The 17785-nt window shown below is 70.7% G+C and carries 12 protein-coding genes, 1 tRNA gene and 1 pseudogene; 9 read left to right on the top strand and 5 right to left on the bottom strand.

The window, feature by feature from the left end:
• Positions 1-115 precede the first annotated feature (115 nt).
• Complete coding sequence (pyk, locus tag O4U47_RS13715; protein WP_270678221.1) at positions 116-1546, top strand: pyruvate kinase; 1431 nt, start codon at positions 116-118, stop codon at positions 1544-1546.
• 1117 nt (positions 1547-2663) lie between these two features.
• Here the strand turns inward: pyk and O4U47_RS13710 are convergent.
• From O4U47_RS13710 to O4U47_RS13700, 3 genes and pseudogenes are all read right to left on the bottom strand, one after another.
• Positions 2664-3599: pseudogene (locus O4U47_RS13710) on the bottom strand (DUF1266 domain-containing protein); the annotation flags it as partial.
• A gap of 181 nt (positions 3600-3780) precedes the next feature.
• A complete protein-coding gene (locus O4U47_RS13705) occupies positions 3781-4581 on the bottom strand; it encodes a helix-turn-helix domain-containing protein (protein ID WP_270678220.1) in 801 nt (266 codons plus the stop codon).
• A 90-nt stretch (positions 4582-4671) separates the two neighbouring features.
• A tRNA-Leu gene (locus tag O4U47_RS13700) sits at positions 4672-4745 on the bottom strand.
• Between the two features lie 152 nt (positions 4746-4897).
• Between O4U47_RS13700 and O4U47_RS13695 the strand changes: the two genes are divergently transcribed.
• From O4U47_RS13695 to O4U47_RS13675, 5 genes are all read left to right on the top strand, one after another.
• A complete protein-coding gene (locus tag O4U47_RS13695) occupies positions 4898-5470 on the top strand; it encodes an ANTAR domain-containing response regulator (protein ID WP_270678227.1) in 573 nt (190 codons plus the stop codon).
• A 519-nt stretch (positions 5471-5989) separates the two neighbouring features.
• Positions 5990-7408, top strand: a complete 1419-nt coding sequence (locus O4U47_RS13690; protein WP_270678226.1) for an ABC transporter permease subunit — start codon at positions 5990-5992, stop codon at positions 7406-7408.
• An 11-nt stretch (positions 7409-7419) separates the two neighbouring features.
• Positions 7420-8397 (top strand): branched-chain amino acid ABC transporter permease, encoded by a 978-nt coding sequence (locus tag O4U47_RS13685; RefSeq protein WP_270678219.1) that lies wholly within the window; start codon positions 7420-7422, stop codon positions 8395-8397.
• A gap of 34 nt (positions 8398-8431) precedes the next feature.
• Positions 8432-9271 carry an ABC transporter ATP-binding protein gene (locus O4U47_RS13680; protein ID WP_270678225.1) on the top strand — a complete coding sequence of 280 codons (840 nt, stop codon included), beginning with the start codon at positions 8432-8434 and terminating at the stop codon, positions 9269-9271.
• Complete coding sequence (locus O4U47_RS13675) at positions 9271-10098, top strand: ABC transporter ATP-binding protein (RefSeq protein ID WP_270678218.1); 828 nt, start codon at positions 9271-9273, stop codon at positions 10096-10098. The genes O4U47_RS13680 and O4U47_RS13675 overlap by 1 nt, the downstream gene beginning before the upstream one ends.
• A gap of 444 nt (positions 10099-10542) precedes the next feature.
• On the opposite strand, the gene O4U47_RS13670 is transcribed toward O4U47_RS13675, so the two are convergent.
• Positions 10543-11778, bottom strand: coding sequence for an ABC transporter substrate-binding protein (locus O4U47_RS13670; RefSeq protein WP_270678217.1), 1236 nt, complete (start codon positions 11776-11778; stop codon positions 10543-10545).
• 381 nt (positions 11779-12159) lie between these two features.
• Complete coding sequence (locus O4U47_RS13665) at positions 12160-12576, bottom strand: PaaI family thioesterase (protein ID WP_270678216.1); 417 nt, start codon at positions 12574-12576, stop codon at positions 12160-12162.
• A 209-nt stretch (positions 12577-12785) separates the two neighbouring features.
• On the opposite strand from O4U47_RS13665, the gene polA reads away from it, so the two are divergent.
• The 3 genes from polA (at position 12786) to rpsA (ending at position 17777) form a co-directional block, all read left to right on the top strand.
• Positions 12786-15458 (top strand): DNA polymerase I, encoded by a 2673-nt coding sequence (polA, locus tag O4U47_RS13660; RefSeq protein ID WP_408638971.1) that lies wholly within the window; start codon positions 12786-12788, stop codon positions 15456-15458.
• 119 nt (positions 15459-15577) lie between these two features.
• Positions 15578-16006 (top strand): alternative ribosome rescue aminoacyl-tRNA hydrolase ArfB, encoded by a 429-nt coding sequence (gene arfB, locus O4U47_RS13655; protein ID WP_270678214.1) that lies wholly within the window; start codon positions 15578-15580, stop codon positions 16004-16006.
• Between the two features lie 271 nt (positions 16007-16277).
• Positions 16278-17777 (top strand): 30S ribosomal protein S1, encoded by a 1500-nt coding sequence (gene rpsA / locus O4U47_RS13650; RefSeq protein ID WP_270678213.1) that lies wholly within the window; start codon positions 16278-16280, stop codon positions 17775-17777.
• The last annotated feature ends 8 nt before the right edge of the window (positions 17778-17785 follow it).

The raw sequence follows: 17785 nt of genomic DNA, 5'->3' as shown, positions 1-17785 counted from the left end.
GCCATCACCGCCTACCTGACCAGCGTCAGCCACCCCAACGGCGGCGACCCACCGGACGCCCGTTCGCAACCTGGTTTAGACCACCAGGGCCCAGGAACGCTCTAGAGTGGGAAGAGTGACACGACGAGCAAAGATCGTCGCGACCCTCGGCCCGGCCACCGCGAGCCCGGAGATCCTCCGCGAGCTCGTCGACGCCGGCCTCGACGTCGCACGACTCAACCTCAGCCACGGAACCCACGACGACCACCGCGCCAACTACGAGAACGTGCGCGCGGCGGCCCACGAGAAAGGCCGCAACGTCGGCATCCTCGCCGACCTCCAAGGCCCCAAGATCCGACTGGGCACCTTCGCCGACGGCCCCGTCGAACTCACCCCCGGCGACCCCTTCACCATCACCGTCGACGACGTCCCCGGCGACGCCCGCCGCGTCTCCACCACCTACAAGGGACTCACCGGCGACGTCCGCCCCGGAGACCGCGTCCTCATCGACGACGGACGCATCGCCCTGGAATGCACCAAGACCACCGGCACCGACGTGCACACCCGCGTCGTCATCGGCGGCCCCGTCTCCGACCACAAGGGCCTCAACCTGCCCGGCGTCGCCGTCAGCGTCCCCGCCCTCACCGACAAGGACACCGAAGACCTGCGCTGGGCCCTGCGCCAAGGCGTCGACATGGTCGCCCTGTCCTTCGTGCGCAGCCCCGCCGACGCCGACGAGGTCCACGCCATCATGGACGAGGAGGGCGTGCGCGTCCCCCTCATCGCCAAGATCGAGAAACCCCAGGCGGTCGAACGCCTCCAGGACATCATCGAGGTCTTCGACGGCGTCATGGTCGCCCGCGGCGACCTCGGCGTCGAACTGCCCCTCGAGAACGTCCCCATGGTGCAGAAGCGCGCCATCGAGCGCTGCCGCGACAAGGCCAAACCCGTCATCGTCGCCACCCAGATGCTCGAGTCCATGATCAGCGCACCCCGGCCCACCCGCGCCGAGACCTCCGACGTCGCCAACGCCGTCCTCGACGGCGCCGACGCCGTCATGCTCTCCGGCGAGACCAGCGTCGGCGCCTACCCCGTCGAAACGGTCCACACCATGGCCCGCATCGTCGTCGCCGCCGAACAGGAATCCCTGCGCGCCTCGCACATCCTCAACCGGGTGCCCGAGACCACCGGCGGAGCCATCGCCCGCGCCGCGGCCGAAGTCGGCGCCACCATCGGCGCCAAGGCCCTCGTCGCCTTCACCATGTCCGGCGAGACCGCCCGCCGCCTGGCCCGCTACCGCTCGCCCATCCCGCTGATCGCCTTCACCACCCTGGACACCACCCGCGGGCGCCTGTCCCTGCAATGGGGCGTCGACGCCTACTGCGTCCCCTGGGTCGACCACACCGACGAGATGGTCCGCCAGGTCGAGACCGAACTCCTCGACATGGGCATCTACCAGAAGGGCGACAAGATCGTCATCGTCGCGGGAAGCCCGCCCGGAACCCCCGGTTCCACCAACTCCCTGCGCGTGCACCGCATCGGCGACGCCATCACGCACGGGAAGTGATCCGCCGCTGAACCGGCAGGGGCACCGGCCGAGGGACGCACACCGTCCCCGCCGACGACGCCCCGCCGACAGGCCCCGCACCCGGGAACGCCCCGAGGGCGACTCCCGGGCGGGGGCCTGAGGGGGCGGCGGACCGGCCAACGGGCGCACCACGCGCCTGCCGACCGCCCCCACCCCGCCGGCACGGCCCGACCGCACCCGCGCACAGCGGGGGGAGCAGCGGTACAGCGGCCGCCGAGCGAAGACCAGCGGTGAAGCCCCACGGTCGAAACCTGGGGTGAGACCCGACGGGGAAGCCCGAGCGTCACAGCGAACGCAAGGCACACCGCGCCCGCGAGCCGACGTCACACGGACGGCCCACGCGACACAGCGCCGCGAACACCGAAGAGACCCGCTGTCAGGCAGAGGCGGGCGTGCGCGGTCCGCTCCGCCCCGCGGATCAGTGCGGACCAGTCAGCGCGGATCAGGGCAAACCAGCATGGACCGGCGCAGACCAGCAAGGGCGCTCAACGAGGCCCAGCGTCAGCGTCAGCACCCGGGGTCAGCGCCGACGCGCACCCGCCGGGCCGCCCTCGACACCGCCGAACGGCTCGCCCCCCGGCTCGCCCTCCTCGGGCGCAGCGCCCTCATCCACCGCAGCACGCGGCCGAGGAGCCTCCTCCGCGTCCTCGGCGTCCGGGCCGCCGACCACGTCGCCGCCCGCGCCGTCCTCAACCGGACCGACCGACTCGACCGGATCGACCGACTCATCAGCTTCGGCATCCCCGGCCCGACCCGGAGCCCCCGCCCCGGCACGACCGGTCACAGGAAGGCCCGCCTCGGCCGCCTCCAGGCCGCCGACGTCGTCGAAATCGACCTCATCGAGCTCCGGGTCCCCGACACCGTGCTCCGCCAGAAGCGGGTCGTCCGCACCCACGGCACCGACGGGCCCGCCACCGCCCTCAGCACTCTCGGCACCCTCGGAGGCCTCCGGGCCCACCGTGCCCCCGCCAGCGGACGGGCTCTCCGCCACCGAACCGCCCCTGGCGGCCTCATCCGCCTCACCGGAGGACCTACCGTCCGACGGCCCACCCGCCACGGCCCCCGGAAGCACGTACGACCCCTCACCGGTCCCCGACGACTCGTACGGCACCCGCTCCAACGGCATGTCCCACGGCAGCAGACGCCATGGGCTGTCATTGTCCGCCGTCAAGAGCCCCAGCGCCGTCCAGACCCGGTCCGGCTCGCCCTCCCCGCCGGCACCGCCCCGCCACAGCAGATAGCCGCCGTGGAACGCCGCCGACAGCCGGTCCCAACTCGAGAACCGGCGCTGCAGATCCGTGGCCACCCGGCGGAGCAGGTTCTGCGTCTCGGCCTGGCTCAACCAGCTCAGCGTCGCACCGCCGCACGCCAACCGCACCAGGTGCGCCGACTTCCACCACTCGAAGGAGCCGATCACCACCGAATCGACGCCCTCCTCGGCGCCGGTCACCTCGCGCATCCGCTCCACCTGCTCCGGCGTGAGCCGCACACGCTGCTCCGGCGCCGCACCGCCCGCCGACCCGGCCACCTCGGACGGGCGCGTGCGCGCCACCCCGGTGCGCAGGTCCACCAACAGGTCCGGGTGCGGAGCCGAGTGCAGCTCCTCCCAGAGCGACTCCACCGTGGCCAGCAGGCCCGCGCGGTCGGTGATGCCCCACTCCTCCTCCAGCACCTTGCGGTACCGGCGGCGCAGCTGAGGGCGGGAGATGACGTCCCACGGCTCGGCGACCGCCACCCGGAACGGCGCGGCGACCGCCACCGCCCAGCGCTCGGTGCTCAGCGGGGCGTCCCGGTCCCGGGCGCGCAGGGACGGGGCCTCGCGGGACCCGATGACGAGTTCGGCGAAGGACAGGCCCATGAGGGCGGCGATGGGCAGGAACGCCCAGCCGCCCTGGCCGGTGGCGACGAGCACGACGATGAGCAGCGCCAGCGGGGCCAATAGCCACGGCTGCCGCCGCTTGGAGCCCCAGGCGACCACCGCCCAGGAACCGATCACCAGGATCCCGAGGATCCCGGCCACCGCGGTCAGCACCGCCCACTCCCTTCGCACCGGACGACGCCGAAGGGCGCACGTCCGCGACACTCCCGAACTTCCAGCATCGGGGACTCGCGGCCGTCATGGCGACGAAACCCACGTGTTGTGCTCAGGTTGTGGCCGTGATGTGACCACAGGGAGTGACGTGCCCGTCGGCGGAGGATAGGGATGTGCCGGATCAGCTTTTCGGGCCGATGAAGGTGTCCAGGAGGGCCACGGAGTCGCGCTTGGCGACGGAAAGAGTGCCGGTGTCCTGATGGTGCGCGGCCTTGGTCGGCACCCAGACGAGCTTCCACTTGGCTCCCACTTGGTCCAGGGTGTCTCCGAGGATGGTGTGGATGTCCTTGGAGGTGTTGCTGAAGGAGTACCGGGGGTACTCGTAGTACTTCCACTCACCGGACACCATCCGACGAACCCTGTTGGTGGCGCGACAGCCGTCGGAGTGGAAGAGCCCTCGGATCAGTTGCTGGGGGTGGGCCCTCACAACTTCCTGCTGCCAGGCATCGAGCTTGATCAGTCTGGAGTGCTTGGGGCCAGGTCCGTGCTGAGGGAATATGCACGGCCAGTGTTTCGATACCGCCTGCACGACCGTGCACCCGGGCTTCTCGCGAGTGAAGGGCTTGACGGGAAAGACGGCTCTCACCGAACTACGACACTCTTCGACGAGATCGGTGTAGATGGCGCTGCAGTAGATCGCCAATAAGTAGGTCCCCTTCCTGGCGCGGACGATGTGGCCGTCACCCAGATACAAGCCGAGAAGGTAAGCGTAGGCGTTCTCGTCGAGAGGGGCGCCAGCGCACAACGGGCAGTAAGTAGTCCTGTCTTCGCGGTAGCTCTCCTGTCTGGGGCCTCGCCGACGTCCTGTTCTCCAGTGCCGGACGGTCCAGATCGAGACGCCCACGGACTCGGCGACCCGTCGATCGGTCCATCCCTGGGCATGCAGGCGCAGGGCCTCATTCACGACTTCGCGCGGGTACATGCGTTCGAGTATCGCCCGCGGAGGCGTACTTGTGTTCGAGTTCCACAGAAAAAAAGAAAAGCCATCCGAAAGATGGCTTTTGGAGGGAAGTGCCCCGAGTGGGATTCGAACCCACACTGTACGAGGTTTGAGCTCGCTTTCTCTCCCTGTTGGAATATCGGGGCCTTTGTGCCCAATGGGGCGATTTTCAATTGTCGCTCGGAGTGGATCCTCTAAGGGGGTGCCCCGTCCTCGCTCCCAGCGCGCGCCGCAGGCGGTGCAGACCATCGTAGCGGATCTCGGTACCCTCGTGTTCGTGACGACGACGCAGAGCCGCGTGGTGATCGCGGAAGACGAGGCCCTGATCCGGCTGGACCTCAAGGAGATGCTTGAGGAGGACGGCTATGCCGTCGTGGGCGAGGCGGGCGACGGCGAGACGGCGATACGCCTCGCCTCCGAGCTCAAGCCCGACCTGGTCATCCTCGACATCAAGATGCCCGTCCTGGACGGGCTGTCGGCCGCCGAGCGGATCGCCGCCGAGCGCATCGCCCCCGTCGTCATCCTGACGGCGTTCTCGCAGCGCGAGCTGGTCGAGCGGGCGCGTGACGCCGGGGCGATGGCCTACCTGGTGAAGCCGTTCAGCAAGTCCGACCTGGTGCCCGCCATCGAGATGGCGGTCAGCCGGTACGCCGAGCTGTCCGCCCTGGAGGCCGAGGTGTCGGGGCTGCAGGACCGCCTGGAGACCCGCAAGCTCGTCGAGCGGGCGAAGGGGCTGCTGCAGAGCCGGCACGGGCTCAGTGAGCCTGAGGCCTTCCGCTGGATTCAGAAGAACTCCATGGACCGCCGGCTGACCATGCGCAAGGTGGCCGAGACCGTGGTCGAGACGCTCGAACAGGAGCAGCAGGGCTGACGCGGGGTACGGCGGCCGCCCGGGCGACCCCCGGACGGCCGCCGAACCCCGAAACGGTCCCGGTCCAGGCCCCGCCGCACATGCGGCGGGGTTTTTTCTCGTGCCCGGCGCACGCTCCCGGCCTCGCTCCGCCCCGGCCCGGCAACTGGTCACCAGCACCCCGGCAGCCCGGTAACCCGGCCGTTCATGCCGCCCCGCCGCGCTCCGCCGTTCCCCGCCGCTCCCTCCGGCTCCGTCCCGCGCTCCGCACGCGCCCCTCCATGCACCGGTGTCCCACCCCGTCGGCCCCTACCGTCCCACCCCTCCCGCCGGTCAACCGGAACCCCGTTCCGATCCGGTCACAGATCCGCACGGTGGGGTACCGGTTGGATCACGTCGCATTAGACCTGCTGAACAGCCTGCCTAAACCGGGCTAAACTCGCGCCACCGACGGAAAACACCAGGTTCCGGGCGAACCGTCCGGAACCCGTTCAGTTCTCAGATGCGCAAGGAGCGCGCGTGCGCACACGCCTCGTGACTGTGCTGCTCGCCGTGATCGCCGCTCTCATGGTGATCCCAGGAACGGCAGCGGCAGACGCCCCGGGCGGTGAGAACCTCAACGGTCAGATTCGTCAGCCGACCACCATCGAAGGCCTGGACATCACGGTCTACGAAGGGTTCGAGGGCGACGAGGTGATCGGTGAGGCCACCACCGACTCCGAAGGAAAGTGGGAAGTGGGGTTGCCCGGACCGGGCGACTACCGCGTGGTCCTCGACGAGGACACGGTTCCCGACGACTACGTGGTCCCCGAGAAGCCGGGGTCGGAGCTGGAGGTGAGCGTTCGCCCGGACCAGCAGCGGACGGTGGTCTTCCGCCTGATGACGCCCGCCGAGGCGGCCGAGGAGTCCAAGGAGGCCTCGCAGGAGGCGACCGAGGACGATGACGCCGGCGGCGCCGGCGGCGGGGACGCCGCCGAGGGTGAGGAGGGCGCCGCGGCGCCCGGAGCGGACCCGGGGACCTCCTTCGGTGAGAGGTTCCTCCAGCTCACGGTGGCGGGCCTGACGTTCGGGCTGATCATCGCCGTCTCATCGGTGGGGTTGTCGCTGATCTTCGGCACCACCCGGATGATCAACTTCGCGCACGGGGACATGGTCACCTTCGGCGCGTTCATGGCGATGATGTTCGCGAACATGACGCTGTTCTCGTCGCTGCACGACGTGTTCGAGGGCGTCCCGGTGCTGGACTTCGTGTTCAACCCGCTGGTGCTGGGGCTGGTCTTGGCGGTGGTGCTGGGCGGTGCGCTCGGCGCGGGCCTGGAGCGGTTCCTGTGGCGGCCGCTGCGGCGGCGGAACGTGGCGCTGATCCAGATGTTCATCGTGACCATCGGGTTCTCGCTGGTGCTGCGGCACGTGCTGCTGGTGGTCTTCGGGGCGCGGCGCGAGAAGTACGCGCAGTTCCGCATCCAGGAGCCGTGGCAGCTGGGGCCGCTGTCGCTCACCCCGCGCGACGCGGCGATCATGGCGCTCGCGGTGGTCGTGCTGGTGCTGGTGGCGAGCATGCTGCAGTTCACGCGGATGGGCAAGGCGATGCGCGCGGTCGCCGACAACCGGGACCTGGCCGAGTCGTCGGGGATCGATGTCAACCGGGTGACGCTGTACGTGTGGGGCCTGGGCGGCGCGCTGTCGGCGCTGGGCGGTGTGCTGTACGGCCTGAACGCGACGGTGCACTGGCAGATGGGCTTCCATCTGCTGCTGTTGATGTTCGCGGCGGTGATCCTGGGCGGTCTGGGGACCGCTTACGGGGCGATGGCGGGCGGCATCGTGATCGGTCTGGTGGCGATGCTGTCGACGCTGTGGTTCTCGCCGCAGCTGATGAACGTGTGGGCGCTGGGGATCATGATCCTGGTGCTGCTGGTCCGGCCCCAGGGGATCCTGGGCCGCCGTGAGCGAGTGGGCTAGGGGGATTCGCGATGGACATCTTGACGATCTCCCTGGAGACGGCGATCGGGCCGATCGCCGCGGTGTACGTGCTGGCGGCCATCGGGCTGAACATGCACTTCGGGTACACGGGCCTGCTGAACTTCGGCCAGGTGGGCTTCATGCTGGTGGGCGCCTACGGTGTGGGCGTCGGCGTGGGGACGTTCGGGCTGTCGCTGTGGGTGGCGGTGGTGTTGAGCATCGCGTGTGCGGCGGTGCTGGCCCTGCTGCTGGGCATTCCGACGCTGCGGTTGCGGGCGGACTATCTGGCGATCACGACGATCGCGGTGGCGGAGGCGGCGCGGCTGCTGTACCGGGCGGAGTTCGCGCGGCCGCTGACGGGCGGTGTGTACGGCCGGCAGAGCCTGGCGGAGGGGTTCTACGACGCGAATCCGGTTCCGCCGGGCCGGTACGGGGTGCTGGGCGTCGACTTCTCGGCGAACCAGGTGTGGCTGATGCTGGTCACCTGGGGCGTTGTGGGTGTTGCGCTGTTGTTGACGTCGGCGTTGATGCACAGCCCCTGGGGGCGTGTCATCAAGGGCATCCGCGAGGACGAGGACGCGGTGCGCAGCCTGGGCAAGGACGTGTTCGTCTATAAGACGCAGAGCCTGGTGCTGGGCGGTGTGCTGGGCGGTCTGGCCGGTGCGATGCTGGCGATCAACCAGCAGAACATCACGCCGGACCAGTTCATGCCGCAGGTGACGTTCTATCTGTGGGCGATGCTGCTGTTGGGCGGTGCGGCGCGGACGTTCGGTCCGGTGCTGGGCCCGATGGTGCTGTGGTTCCTGCTGACGGCGTTCGACGAGACGTTGCGGACGTTGGCGTCGGAGGATCTGCTCCCGTTCATCGACGGCAGCGACATCGGTGCGCTGCGGCACGCGTTCGTGGGTCTGGCGCTGGTGCTGTTGATCGTGTACCGGCCGCAGGGCCTCATCGGCGACCGCAAGGAGATGCTGGTCAATGTCAAGTGAGCCGAGGACCGCCGATGGGGCGGTGCGCGACCGTATGGCCGGTGTGGAGCCTGCGGCGGGTGTGGCGAAGCCGGATCCGATTCTGAAGGCGTCGGGGGTGCGCCGGTCGTTCGGCGGCCTGACGGCGGTGGACGTGGGGCACCTGGAGGTGCAGCGGGGCACGATCACGGCGTTGATCGGGCCGAACGGTGCGGGCAAGTCGACGCTGTTCAATCTGCTGACGGGGTTCGACCGGGTGGACGCGGGCGAGTGGTCGTTCGAGGGCCGCCGGTTGAACGGTCTGGGGGGCCACCGGGTGGCGCGCCAGGGGATGGTGCGCACGTTCCAGTTGACGAAGGCGCTGACGCGGCTGACGGTGTTGGACAACATGTTGTTGGCGGCGCCGGGCCAGGTGGGTGAGCACTTCTTGGGGGCGTTGCTGCGTCCGCGGTGGCGTCACCAGGAGGAGGCGAACCGCGAGCGGGCCATGGAGCTGTTGGCGCGGTTCAAGCTGGACGCGAAGAAGGACGATCTGGCGGGGAGCCTGTCGGGTGGGCAGCGGAAGCTGTTGGAGATGGCGCGCTCGCTGATGGTGAACCCGTCGATGGTGATGCTGGACGAGCCCATGGCGGGGGTGAACCCGGCGCTGGTGCAGTCGTTGCTGGGGCATATCACGTCGCTGCGGGACGAGGGCATGACGGTGCTCTTCGTGGAGCACGACATGGACGTGATCATGGGGATCAGCGATTGGATCGTGGTGTTGGCGCAGGGGAGCGTGATCGCTGAGGGGCGGCCGGAGGACATCCGGTCGAACCAGGAGGTGGTCGACGCTTATCTGGGTGCGCACCATGACGAGCCGGGCGCGAGTGCCCCGGGTTCGGGGGAGGAGGCCTGATGGCGGAGAGCGGTGGGCCGGGCCCCGCGGACGAGGGGGCGCCCCGGGAGACCCGTGAGGAGGTGCTGGAGCACGCCGGGACGGGTCCGGTGGCGGACTACTCGGAGTTCCTGCTGGTGGCCGATGAGGTCAAGGCGGGGTACATCCCTGAGGTGAACATCCTGAACGGGTGCACGCTGACGCTTCGCGAGGGCGAGGTGGTGGGCGTGATCGGCCCGAACGGGGCGGGTAAGTCGACGCTGATCAAGACGGTCTTCGGGCTGCTGCCGGTGCGTGAGGGCTCGCTGGTGCTGCGCGGGTCCTCGATCGCGAATCTGAGCGCGCACGAGCTGGTGGAGCGGGGTGTGGGGTACGTCCCGCAGACGCAGAACGTGTTCCCGTCGCTGACGGTGGAGGAGAACCTCGAGATGGGGGTGTTCCTGCGGCCGAAGGCGTTCCGGGAGCGGTTCGCGGTGGTGGCGGAGTTGTTCCCGCTGTTGGCGCAGCGCCGCCGGCAGAAGGCGGGGGCGCTGTCGGGCGGTGAGCGCCAGATGGTGGCGATGGGCCGGGCGCTGATGATGGAGCCGTCGGTGGTGTTGTTGGACGAGCCGACGGCGGGGTTGTCGCCGATCTACCAGGATGAGGTCTTCCAGCGGGTGCGGCAGATCAACGCGGCGGGGGTGTCGGTGATCATGGTGGAGCAGAACGCCCGCCGGTGCCTGCAGATCTGTGACCGGGGCTATGTGCTGGACCAGGGGCGGAACGCCTATACGGGTACGGGCCGGGAGCTGTTGGAGGATCCGAACGTGATCGAGCTGTACCTGGGGACGCTGGCGAAGGCGGACTGAGGGTCTTTCGTCCTTGTCGCGGGGGCGGCGCCGTGGGGCGCCGCCCCCGTTCGTCGTGTGCGGGGCGGCGGGCCGGTGCCGTTCTGGGGGCCTTGCACGCGGCTTCCGGGGGCGGTGTCCGAGACCGGCGGTGGTGTGCGCCCCGGAAGGCTGTGGGCGGGAGCGTCGGCGGTCTCAGGGGAGGACAAGCGGTCTTGTTGCGGCTCCAGGGCGCCGACGTCCCTGAGGGCGGTGCGCGGCCCGCTGCCGGGGACCTCTGTCGCGGTGGTCCCGGGTGTTCTTAGCGAAGGTGCCGTCGCTCCAGCGGTCATGGCGGCCCCTTCGCCGAGACCGGGGGAGGGGCCGCCGGGGGCGCGGGCATGGAGAAGGCCCCCGCACGGCGGTGCCGTGCGGGGGCCTTCAGCGTCCGCCCCTAGGTGGGCGTCGGCCCCTCGCCGCTCCGGGCTAGGGGACGGTGATCGCGTCCTGCTTGTCGTGGACGCCTTCGTCGTCGAATCCGTAGACCTGGAAGGTCGCGGTGGTCACGTTGCCGTCGTCATCGAAGTCGATGGGACCGCTGACGCCCTGGTAGTCGATGTCCTCGCCGTCGGCGATGAGCTGCTTGCACTCCTCGAAGGTGGAGCACTCGGTGCCGTCCTTGGACACGGCGCCGACCTCGTTGACGAACTCGGCGGGGTCGTTGGTGCCGGCCTGCTCGGCGGCCAGGGCGGTGACGATGGCGCAGTCGTAGACCTGGCCGGCGAACTGGAACACCTCGAGCTCGGGGTCGTACTCGGTGAGCCCGCCGAGGAAGTCCTCGGTGCCGACGTCGGGGGCGGTGCCCTGGAAGCCGGCGATGGTGCTCGGGTCGTTGGAGTCGACCTTCTCGGCGAGCTGCTCGTCGTTGAGGCCGTCGGTGGCGTACATCTGGTCGGCGTTCACGCCGCTCTCGATGAGGCCGGTGATGATCTGCACGCCCTCTTCGAAGGAGACGAGCACGTTGGCGTCGGCCTCGGCGTTGGCCATCTCGTTGACCACGGCGTCGAAGTTGGGCGCGTTGGGGTCGTAGCCCTCGTTGTAGGAGACCTCGATGCCGTTCTCCTCCAGCGCGTCGGCGGCGGCGTTGGCCAGGCCCTCGCCGTAGTCGTCGGCGCGGTAGGTGATGGCGACGCTCTGGTGCCCGTCGCCGGCGATCTTCTCGGCGAGCACGGGGCCCTGGAGGAGGTCGCTGGGGGCGGTGCGCCAGTAGAACCCGGTCTCGTCCTCTTCGGCGAGCCCGGGGGCGGTGTTGGAGCCCGAGCACTGGACGACCTGGTTGCTGGTGACGGTGTCCATGATGGCCTGGGTCATGCCGGAGGCGGCGGCGCCCAGGATGATGTCGGCGCCCTGGTCGACGGCGCGCTGGGCGGCGTCGTTGGCCTGGGCGGCGTCGTTGGCCTCGTCGCCCTCGATGAATTCGGGGAGTTCGGACCCGTTCACGCCGCCGGCGTCGTTGATCTGCTGGAGGGCGTACTTGGCGGCCGACTCCTGCGGCGGGCCGAGGTGGGCCAGGTCGCCGGTCTGGGGGAAGACGTACCCGAACTGCAGGGCGTCTCCTTCACCTCCACCACCGCCGTTGCCGCCGTCGCCGCCGCATGCGGCGAGGCCCAGGGTGAGGGCCGCGGCCGCAGCTGTGAGGCTGAGGGCCTTGGTGCTCGGCATTCAGGTCTCTCCGTTCAACCGGCTGGATCGGTTCGAGGTCGGCGGTCGGCTCAGCGGGTGCGCGGCGGGCGGGCCGGTGGGGCCGCCTGCCGCGCTTAACCGACTGCGTTAGCGGAGCTTAATTCGATTCGTGGTGGTTTCGGAAGAAGGCCGGATCCGTTGCTGCCGACTCGGGTTCATGCCGTTATCGGGTCGTAGTGAAGGGGGAGGCAACCCGCCGTGGTGGTGACGTCGCACGTCAGAGCGGTCACCCTGCGGGAGGGGCGAGGTGGGGCGGGCGCAGGAGGGCGCGGGAGAAAAGTTGAGGGGCCCATCCCGGCGCGTGCCGGGTGGGCCCCTCTCGGTCGGGGCGCGGCGCCGTCGGCGGTGCCGCGCCCCGGCTCAGGCGTCGCGGAGCATGCACGTCAGGCGGGAGGTGCACACCCGCTCGCCGTCGTCGCGGGTGATCTCGATCTCCCAGGTGGCGAGGGTGCGCCCGGCGTGCACCGGGGTGGCCACACCGGTGATGTGCCCGGCGGTGGCCGCCCGGTGGTGGGTGGCGCTGATCTCGATGCCGACGGCGATGCGCCCCTGCCCGGCGATGAGGGCCGAGCCGACCGACCCGAGGGTCTCGGCGAGGACGCAGGAGGCGCCGCCGTGCAGCAGGCCGTAGGGCTGGGTGTTGCCGTCGACGGGCATCCGCCCGACCACGCGCTCGGTGGAGGCCTCCACGAGTTCGATGCCCATCCGCTCGCCGAGCCCGCCGCCGGGGTTGGCGGCGCCCATCAGTTCGGAGAGCTGCTCGGCGTTGAGGGTCATGGCGGGGTGCCCCTTTCCTGAGGACGGCGCATCGTGGCTCGGTGTGGCTCCTGCGGGCGCGGCGCCGCTCGTCGGCCGCGCGAAAAGTCCGCACCGCATCCTAGGATTCCCCTGTGGCGAACACACAGGAGACCCCCGGTCAGAGCAGTGCAGACGGCGCGTCGGCGGCGGGCGGCGGCGGCCGCCTGCTTCTGGTGGACGGCCACTCGATGGCGTTCCGCGCGTTCTTCGCGCTCCCGGTGGACAAGTTCGGGACGACGACGGGCCAGTCGACCAACGCGGTGTACGGCTTCACGTCGATGCTGATCAAGCTGCTGCGGGAGGAGGAGCCCACGCACATCGCGGTGGCCTGGGACGTGTCGGGGCCGACGTTCCGGCACGAGGCCTACGGCGAGTACAAGGACGGGCGGGCCGACACCCCGCCGGAGTTCCCCTCGCAGGTGGAGCTGGTCCAGGAGCTGCTGCGGCTGCTGGGCATGGAGTCGGTGTCGGTGCGGGGCTTCGAGGCCGACGACGTGATCGCCACGCTGGCCCGCCAGGCGGGCGCCCAGGGCATGGAGGTGCTGATCGCCTCGGGGGACCGGGACGCCTTCCAGCTCGTGGACGCCGGGTGCACGGTGCTCTACCCGGGCAAGAGCGTGTCGGACCTGACCCGGATGACGCCGGACCGGGTGGAGGAGAAGTACGGGGTGCCGCCGGAGCGGTACCGGGACCTGGCCGCGCTGGTGGGGGAGAAGGCGGACAACCTGCCGGGGGTGCCCGGTGTGGGCCCCAAGACCGCGGCCAAGTGGATCCTGAAGTACGGGTCGGTGGACGCCCTGGTGGAGCACGCCGACGAGCTGACCGGCAAGGCGGGGCAGAACTTCCGCGACCACGTGGACGACGTGCTCCGGAACCAGCGGCTGAACCTGCTGGTGGGGGACGTGCCGCTGGAGGTGGGCCTGGACGGCCTGGTTCCGGGGGCCGCCGACCGGCAGGGCGTGGACACCCTCTTCGACGACCTGGAGTTCGCCTCCACCCTGCGGGACCGGCTGTTCCAGGTGGTGGACACCGGGCACGCCGGGGCCGGGGCCGAGGAGTCCTCGGGCGAGGACTTCGACGGCGCCGTAGTGGTGCCGGGGCCCGGCGCCCTGGGCGCGTGGCTGGACGGGCACGCCGCGCAGGGCCGCTCGGGGGTGGCGTTCTCCGGCACCTGGGGGGCGGGCACCGGGGCGCTGACGGGTGTGGCCATCGCCGCCCCGGACGGCGCGGCCGCCTACGTCGACCCCTCCGACCTGGGCGAGGAGGACGAGCGCGCCCTGGCGGCCTGGCTGGCCGACCCGGACCGCGCCAAGGCGGTGCACGAGGCCAAGGGGCCGCTGCTGGCGGCGTTCGCGCACGGCTGGGACCTGCGCGGGGTCACCGGCGACACCGCCGTGGCGGCGTACCTGGTGCAGCCGGGCCAGCGCAAGACCGGCCTGGAGGACATGTGCCGCCAGTACCTGAACAAGGAGCTGGTGCGGCGCCAGGAGGAGGGCGGGCAGCTCTCGCTGGACATCGGCGGCGGCGAGGCCGCCGACGAGGGCGAGGCGGCGCGCGCGGACCTGGCGGTGCGGGCGCGCGCCACCCTGGAGCTGGCCGACCGGCTGGACGCGCTGCTGGAGCAGCGGGGCGGCGCCGGGCTGATGGCCGACGTCGAGCTGCCGCTGGTGCGGGTGCTGGCGGGCATGGAGCGGGTGGGCATCGCCGCCGACCGGTCCTACCTGGACGGGCTGGAGGCCGAGTTCGCCGATGAGCAGCGCAAGGCCGTGGAGGCGGCCCACGAGTCGGTCGGCGGGGAGCAGTTCAACCTGGGCTCGCCCAAGCAGCTGCAGCAGGTCCTCTTCGAGAAGCTGGGCCTGCCCAAGACCAAGAAGATCAAGACGGGCTACACCACCGACGCCGACGCGCTGGCGTGGCTGGCGACGCAGACGGAGCACCCGCTGCCGTCGGTCCTGCTGCGCCACCGGGACCAGACCCGGCTGCGCACCACGGTGGAGGGCCTGGTCAAGACGATCGGCGACGACGGGCGGATCCACACCACCTTCAACCAGACGGTGGCGGCCACCGGCCGGCTCAGCTCGGTCGAGCCCAACCTGCAGAACATCCCGGTGCGCACCGACGCCGGGCGGCGGATCCGCCGGGCGTTCGTGGTGGGTCCGGGCTTCGACGCGCTGATGACGGCCGACTACAGTCAGATCGAGCTGCGGATCATGGCGCACCTGTCCGAGGACGCCGCCCTCATCGAGGCGTTCCAGACCGGGCACGACTTCCACGCCGAGATCGCGGCCCGGGTGTTCGGCACCGACCCCGAGCAGGTGGGGCCCGAGGAGCGGGCGCGCATCAAGGCGATGAACTACGGGCTGGCCTACGGCCTGAGCGAGTTCGGCCTGTCCCAGCAGCTCGGTGTGGCCCCGGGCGAGGCCCGCACCCTGATGGAGGACTTCTTCACGGTGTTCGGCGGGGTGCGGGACTACCTGCAGGCGGTGGTGGAGCAGGCCCGCCGGGACGGCTACACCGAGACCATCCTGGGGCGCCGCCGCTACCTGCCGGACCTGACCAGCGACAACCGGCAGCGGCGGCAGATGGCCGAGCGGATGGCGCTGAACGCCCCCATCCAGGGGTCGGCGGCCGACATCATCAAGGTGGCGATGCTGGACGTGGACCGGGCGCTGCGCGAGGGCGGCCACCGGGCGCGGGCGCTGCTGCAGGTGCACGACGAGATCGTGCTGGAGGTGCCCGAGGACGAGGTGGAGCCGGTCCGGAAACTGGTTTCGGACAAGATGGCCGGCGCCTATGACCTGCGCGTCCCCCTGGCCGTCTCGGTCGGCCTGGGCGAGAACTGGCGCGACGCCGCACATTAGGCCGGCGCGCGGCCCCGGTCCCGCCCTCCGGGGCGGCGCGGCCGGGGCCGCGGTGAAACCGGCGTGCCTTTCGGCGTTTCGGCGGCTACGCTCTGAGCGGAATCGAGGGAGGGACACCGATGGCGGACAAGGGCGCCGCGGGGCGCGGCCCCGCACTGCCCGAGGCGGAGCTGGTCTGGCGCTTCTCCCGTTCGGGCGGGCCGGGCGGCCAGCATGTCAACACCTCCGACACACGGGTGTCGGTGTCGCTGGACGTGGCCGCGACCTCCGCGCTGACCGGGCGCCAGCGCGAGCGCGCCCTGGAGCGGCTGGCCGGGCGGCTGCGGGGGACGGTGCTGACGGTGACCGCCTCCGACACCCGCTCCCAGGCCCGCAACCGGGAGCTGGCGGCCGAGCGGCTGCGCTCGGCGCTTGCCGCCGCGTGCGCCCCGCCGCCGCGCGAGCGCCGGGCCACCCGGCCCAGCAGGGCGGCGCGGCGCCGCAGGGTGGAGGACAAGCGCCGCCGCTCGGCGCTGAAGCGGTCCCGGTCCTGCCGAAGCGACGACTGAGCCGGCCCCGGGGCGCCGTTTCGGGTCCGGCGCGCGGGGCGGGGCGTCTTTCCGCTCGCGGGCGCGGGCGGGTAGCATGCCCAGAATGGGGACTTGGCCCGATAGCGGGCCGGGATTCCGATTGACCAGGGGGCGCGGGTCTCATATTCTGGCCGAAGCGTTGTGGCCACCCGTGCGCACCGCGGTTCTCTCACGACCGCATGAACCATCGCAGACGGGCGGCGACGGCGTGACCTTCTAGCCATTGTCCGTATCCGGAGTCCACCCACACATGACGAGCAGCACCGAGGCAACCTCGACACCCCAGGTAGCGGTCGACGACATCGGGTCCGAGGAAGCCTTCCTCGCGGCGATCGACGAGACCATCAAGTACTTCAACGATGGGGACATCGTTGAAGGCACCATTGTGAAGGTCGATCGAGACGAGGTCTTGCTCGACATCGGCTACAAGACCGAAGGGGTCATCCCCTCCCGGGAGCTGTCGATCAAGCACGACGTCGACCCGGGCGAGGTCGTGGCCGTCGGCGACCACGTCGAGGCCCTGGTCCTCCAGAAGGAGGACAAGGAGGGCCGGCTGATCCTGTCCAAGAAGCGCGCCCAGTACGAGCGCGCCTGGGGCACGATCGAGAAGATCAAGGAAGAGGACGGCGTCGTCACCGGCACGGTGATCGAGGTCGTCAAGGGCGGTCTGATCCTCGACATCGGCCTGCGCGGGTTCCTGCCCGCCTCGCTGGTGGAGATGCGCCGCGTCCGCGACCTGCAGCCCTACGTCGGCCGCGAGCTCGAGGCCAAGATCATCGAGCTGGACAAGAACCGCAACAACGTGGTCCTGTCCCGCCGCGCCTGGCTGGAGCAGACGCAGTCGGAGGTCCGCCAGACCTTCCTCAACACCCTGCAGAAGGGCCAGATCCGCAAGGGCGTGGTCTCCTCGATCGTCAACTTCGGCGCCTTCGTCGACCTGGGCGGCGTGGACGGCCTGGTGCACGTCTCGGAGCTGTCCTGGAAGCACATCGACCACCCGAGCGAGGTCGTGGAGGTCGGCCAGGAGGTCACCGTCGAGGTCTTGGACGTCGACATGGAGCGCGAGCGCGTCTCCCTGTCGCTCAAGGCCACACAGGAGGACCCCTGGCAGCAGTTCGCCCGCACCCACCAGATCGGGCAGGTCGTTCCGGGCAAGGTCACCAAGCTGGTGCCGTTCGGTGCGTTCGTCCGCGTCGAGGAGGGCATCGAGGGCCTGGTGCACATCTCCGAGCTGGCCGAGCGCCACGTGGAGATCCCCGAGCAGGTCGTGCAGGTCGGCACCGAGATCTTCGTCAAGATCATCGACATCGACCTGGACCGCCGCCGCATCAGCCTGTCGCTCAAGCAGGCCAACGAGAGCGTCTCCCCCGAGCAGGAGGAGTTCGACCCCACGCTCTACGGCATGGCCGCCGAGTACGACGAGCAGGGGAACTACAAGTACCCCGAGGGCTTCGACCCCGACACCGGCGAGTGGATGGAGGGCTTCGAGACCCAGCGCGACGAGTGGGAGCGCCAGTACGCCATGGCGCAGGCCCGCTTCGAGGCGCACCGCAAGCAGGTCGCCGAGGCCCGTGCCGCCGAGGCCGAGGCCGAGGCCGGCGGCGGGTACGAGGAGGAGGCCGCTCCGGCGCCCTCCGGCGGCGGCTCCGCCTCCTCCGGCGGCGGCTCGGACGCCGCCACCGGCGGTGCCCTGGCCTCCGACGAGGCCCTGGCCGCGCTGCGGGAGAAGCTCGCGGGCGGCGGCGAGTAGCCACCGAC

The sequence above is a fragment of the Nocardiopsis suaedae genome (genome assembly GCF_027706745.1).
Classification (GTDB): Bacteria; Actinomycetota; Actinomycetes; order Streptosporangiales; family Streptosporangiaceae; genus Nocardiopsis_A; species Nocardiopsis_A suaedae.
This window is presented reverse-complemented; position numbering and strand designations above follow the sequence as displayed.

What these genes read in the sequence shown, in the direction of transcription:
- O4U47_RS13705 (WP_270678220.1), bottom strand. Translation starts at nt 4,581, where the DNA reads ATGTACCCGCGCGAAGTCGTGAATGAGGCCCTGCGCCTGCATGCCCAG.
- O4U47_RS13685 (WP_270678219.1), top strand. Translation starts at nt 7,420, where the DNA reads ATGGACATCTTGACGATCTCCCTGGAGACGGCGATCGGGCCGATCGCC.
- O4U47_RS13680 (WP_270678225.1), top strand. Translation starts at nt 8,432, where the DNA reads ATGGCCGGTGTGGAGCCTGCGGCGGGTGTGGCGAAGCCGGATCCGATT.
- O4U47_RS13675 (WP_270678218.1), top strand. Translation starts at nt 9,271, where the DNA reads ATGGCGGAGAGCGGTGGGCCGGGCCCCGCGGACGAGGGGGCGCCCCGG.
- O4U47_RS13670 (WP_270678217.1), bottom strand. Translation starts at nt 11,778, where the DNA reads ATGCCGAGCACCAAGGCCCTCAGCCTCACAGCTGCGGCCGCGGCCCTC.
- O4U47_RS13665 (WP_270678216.1), bottom strand. Translation starts at nt 12,576, where the DNA reads ATGACCCTCAACGCCGAGCAGCTCTCCGAACTGATGGGCGCCGCCAAC.
- polA (WP_408638971.1), top strand. Translation starts at nt 12,786, where the DNA reads ATGGCGTTCCGCGCGTTCTTCGCGCTCCCGGTGGACAAGTTCGGGACG.
- arfB (WP_270678214.1), top strand. Translation starts at nt 15,578, where the DNA reads ATGGCGGACAAGGGCGCCGCGGGGCGCGGCCCCGCACTGCCCGAGGCG.
- rpsA (WP_270678213.1), top strand. Translation starts at nt 16,278, where the DNA reads ATGACGAGCAGCACCGAGGCAACCTCGACACCCCAGGTAGCGGTCGAC.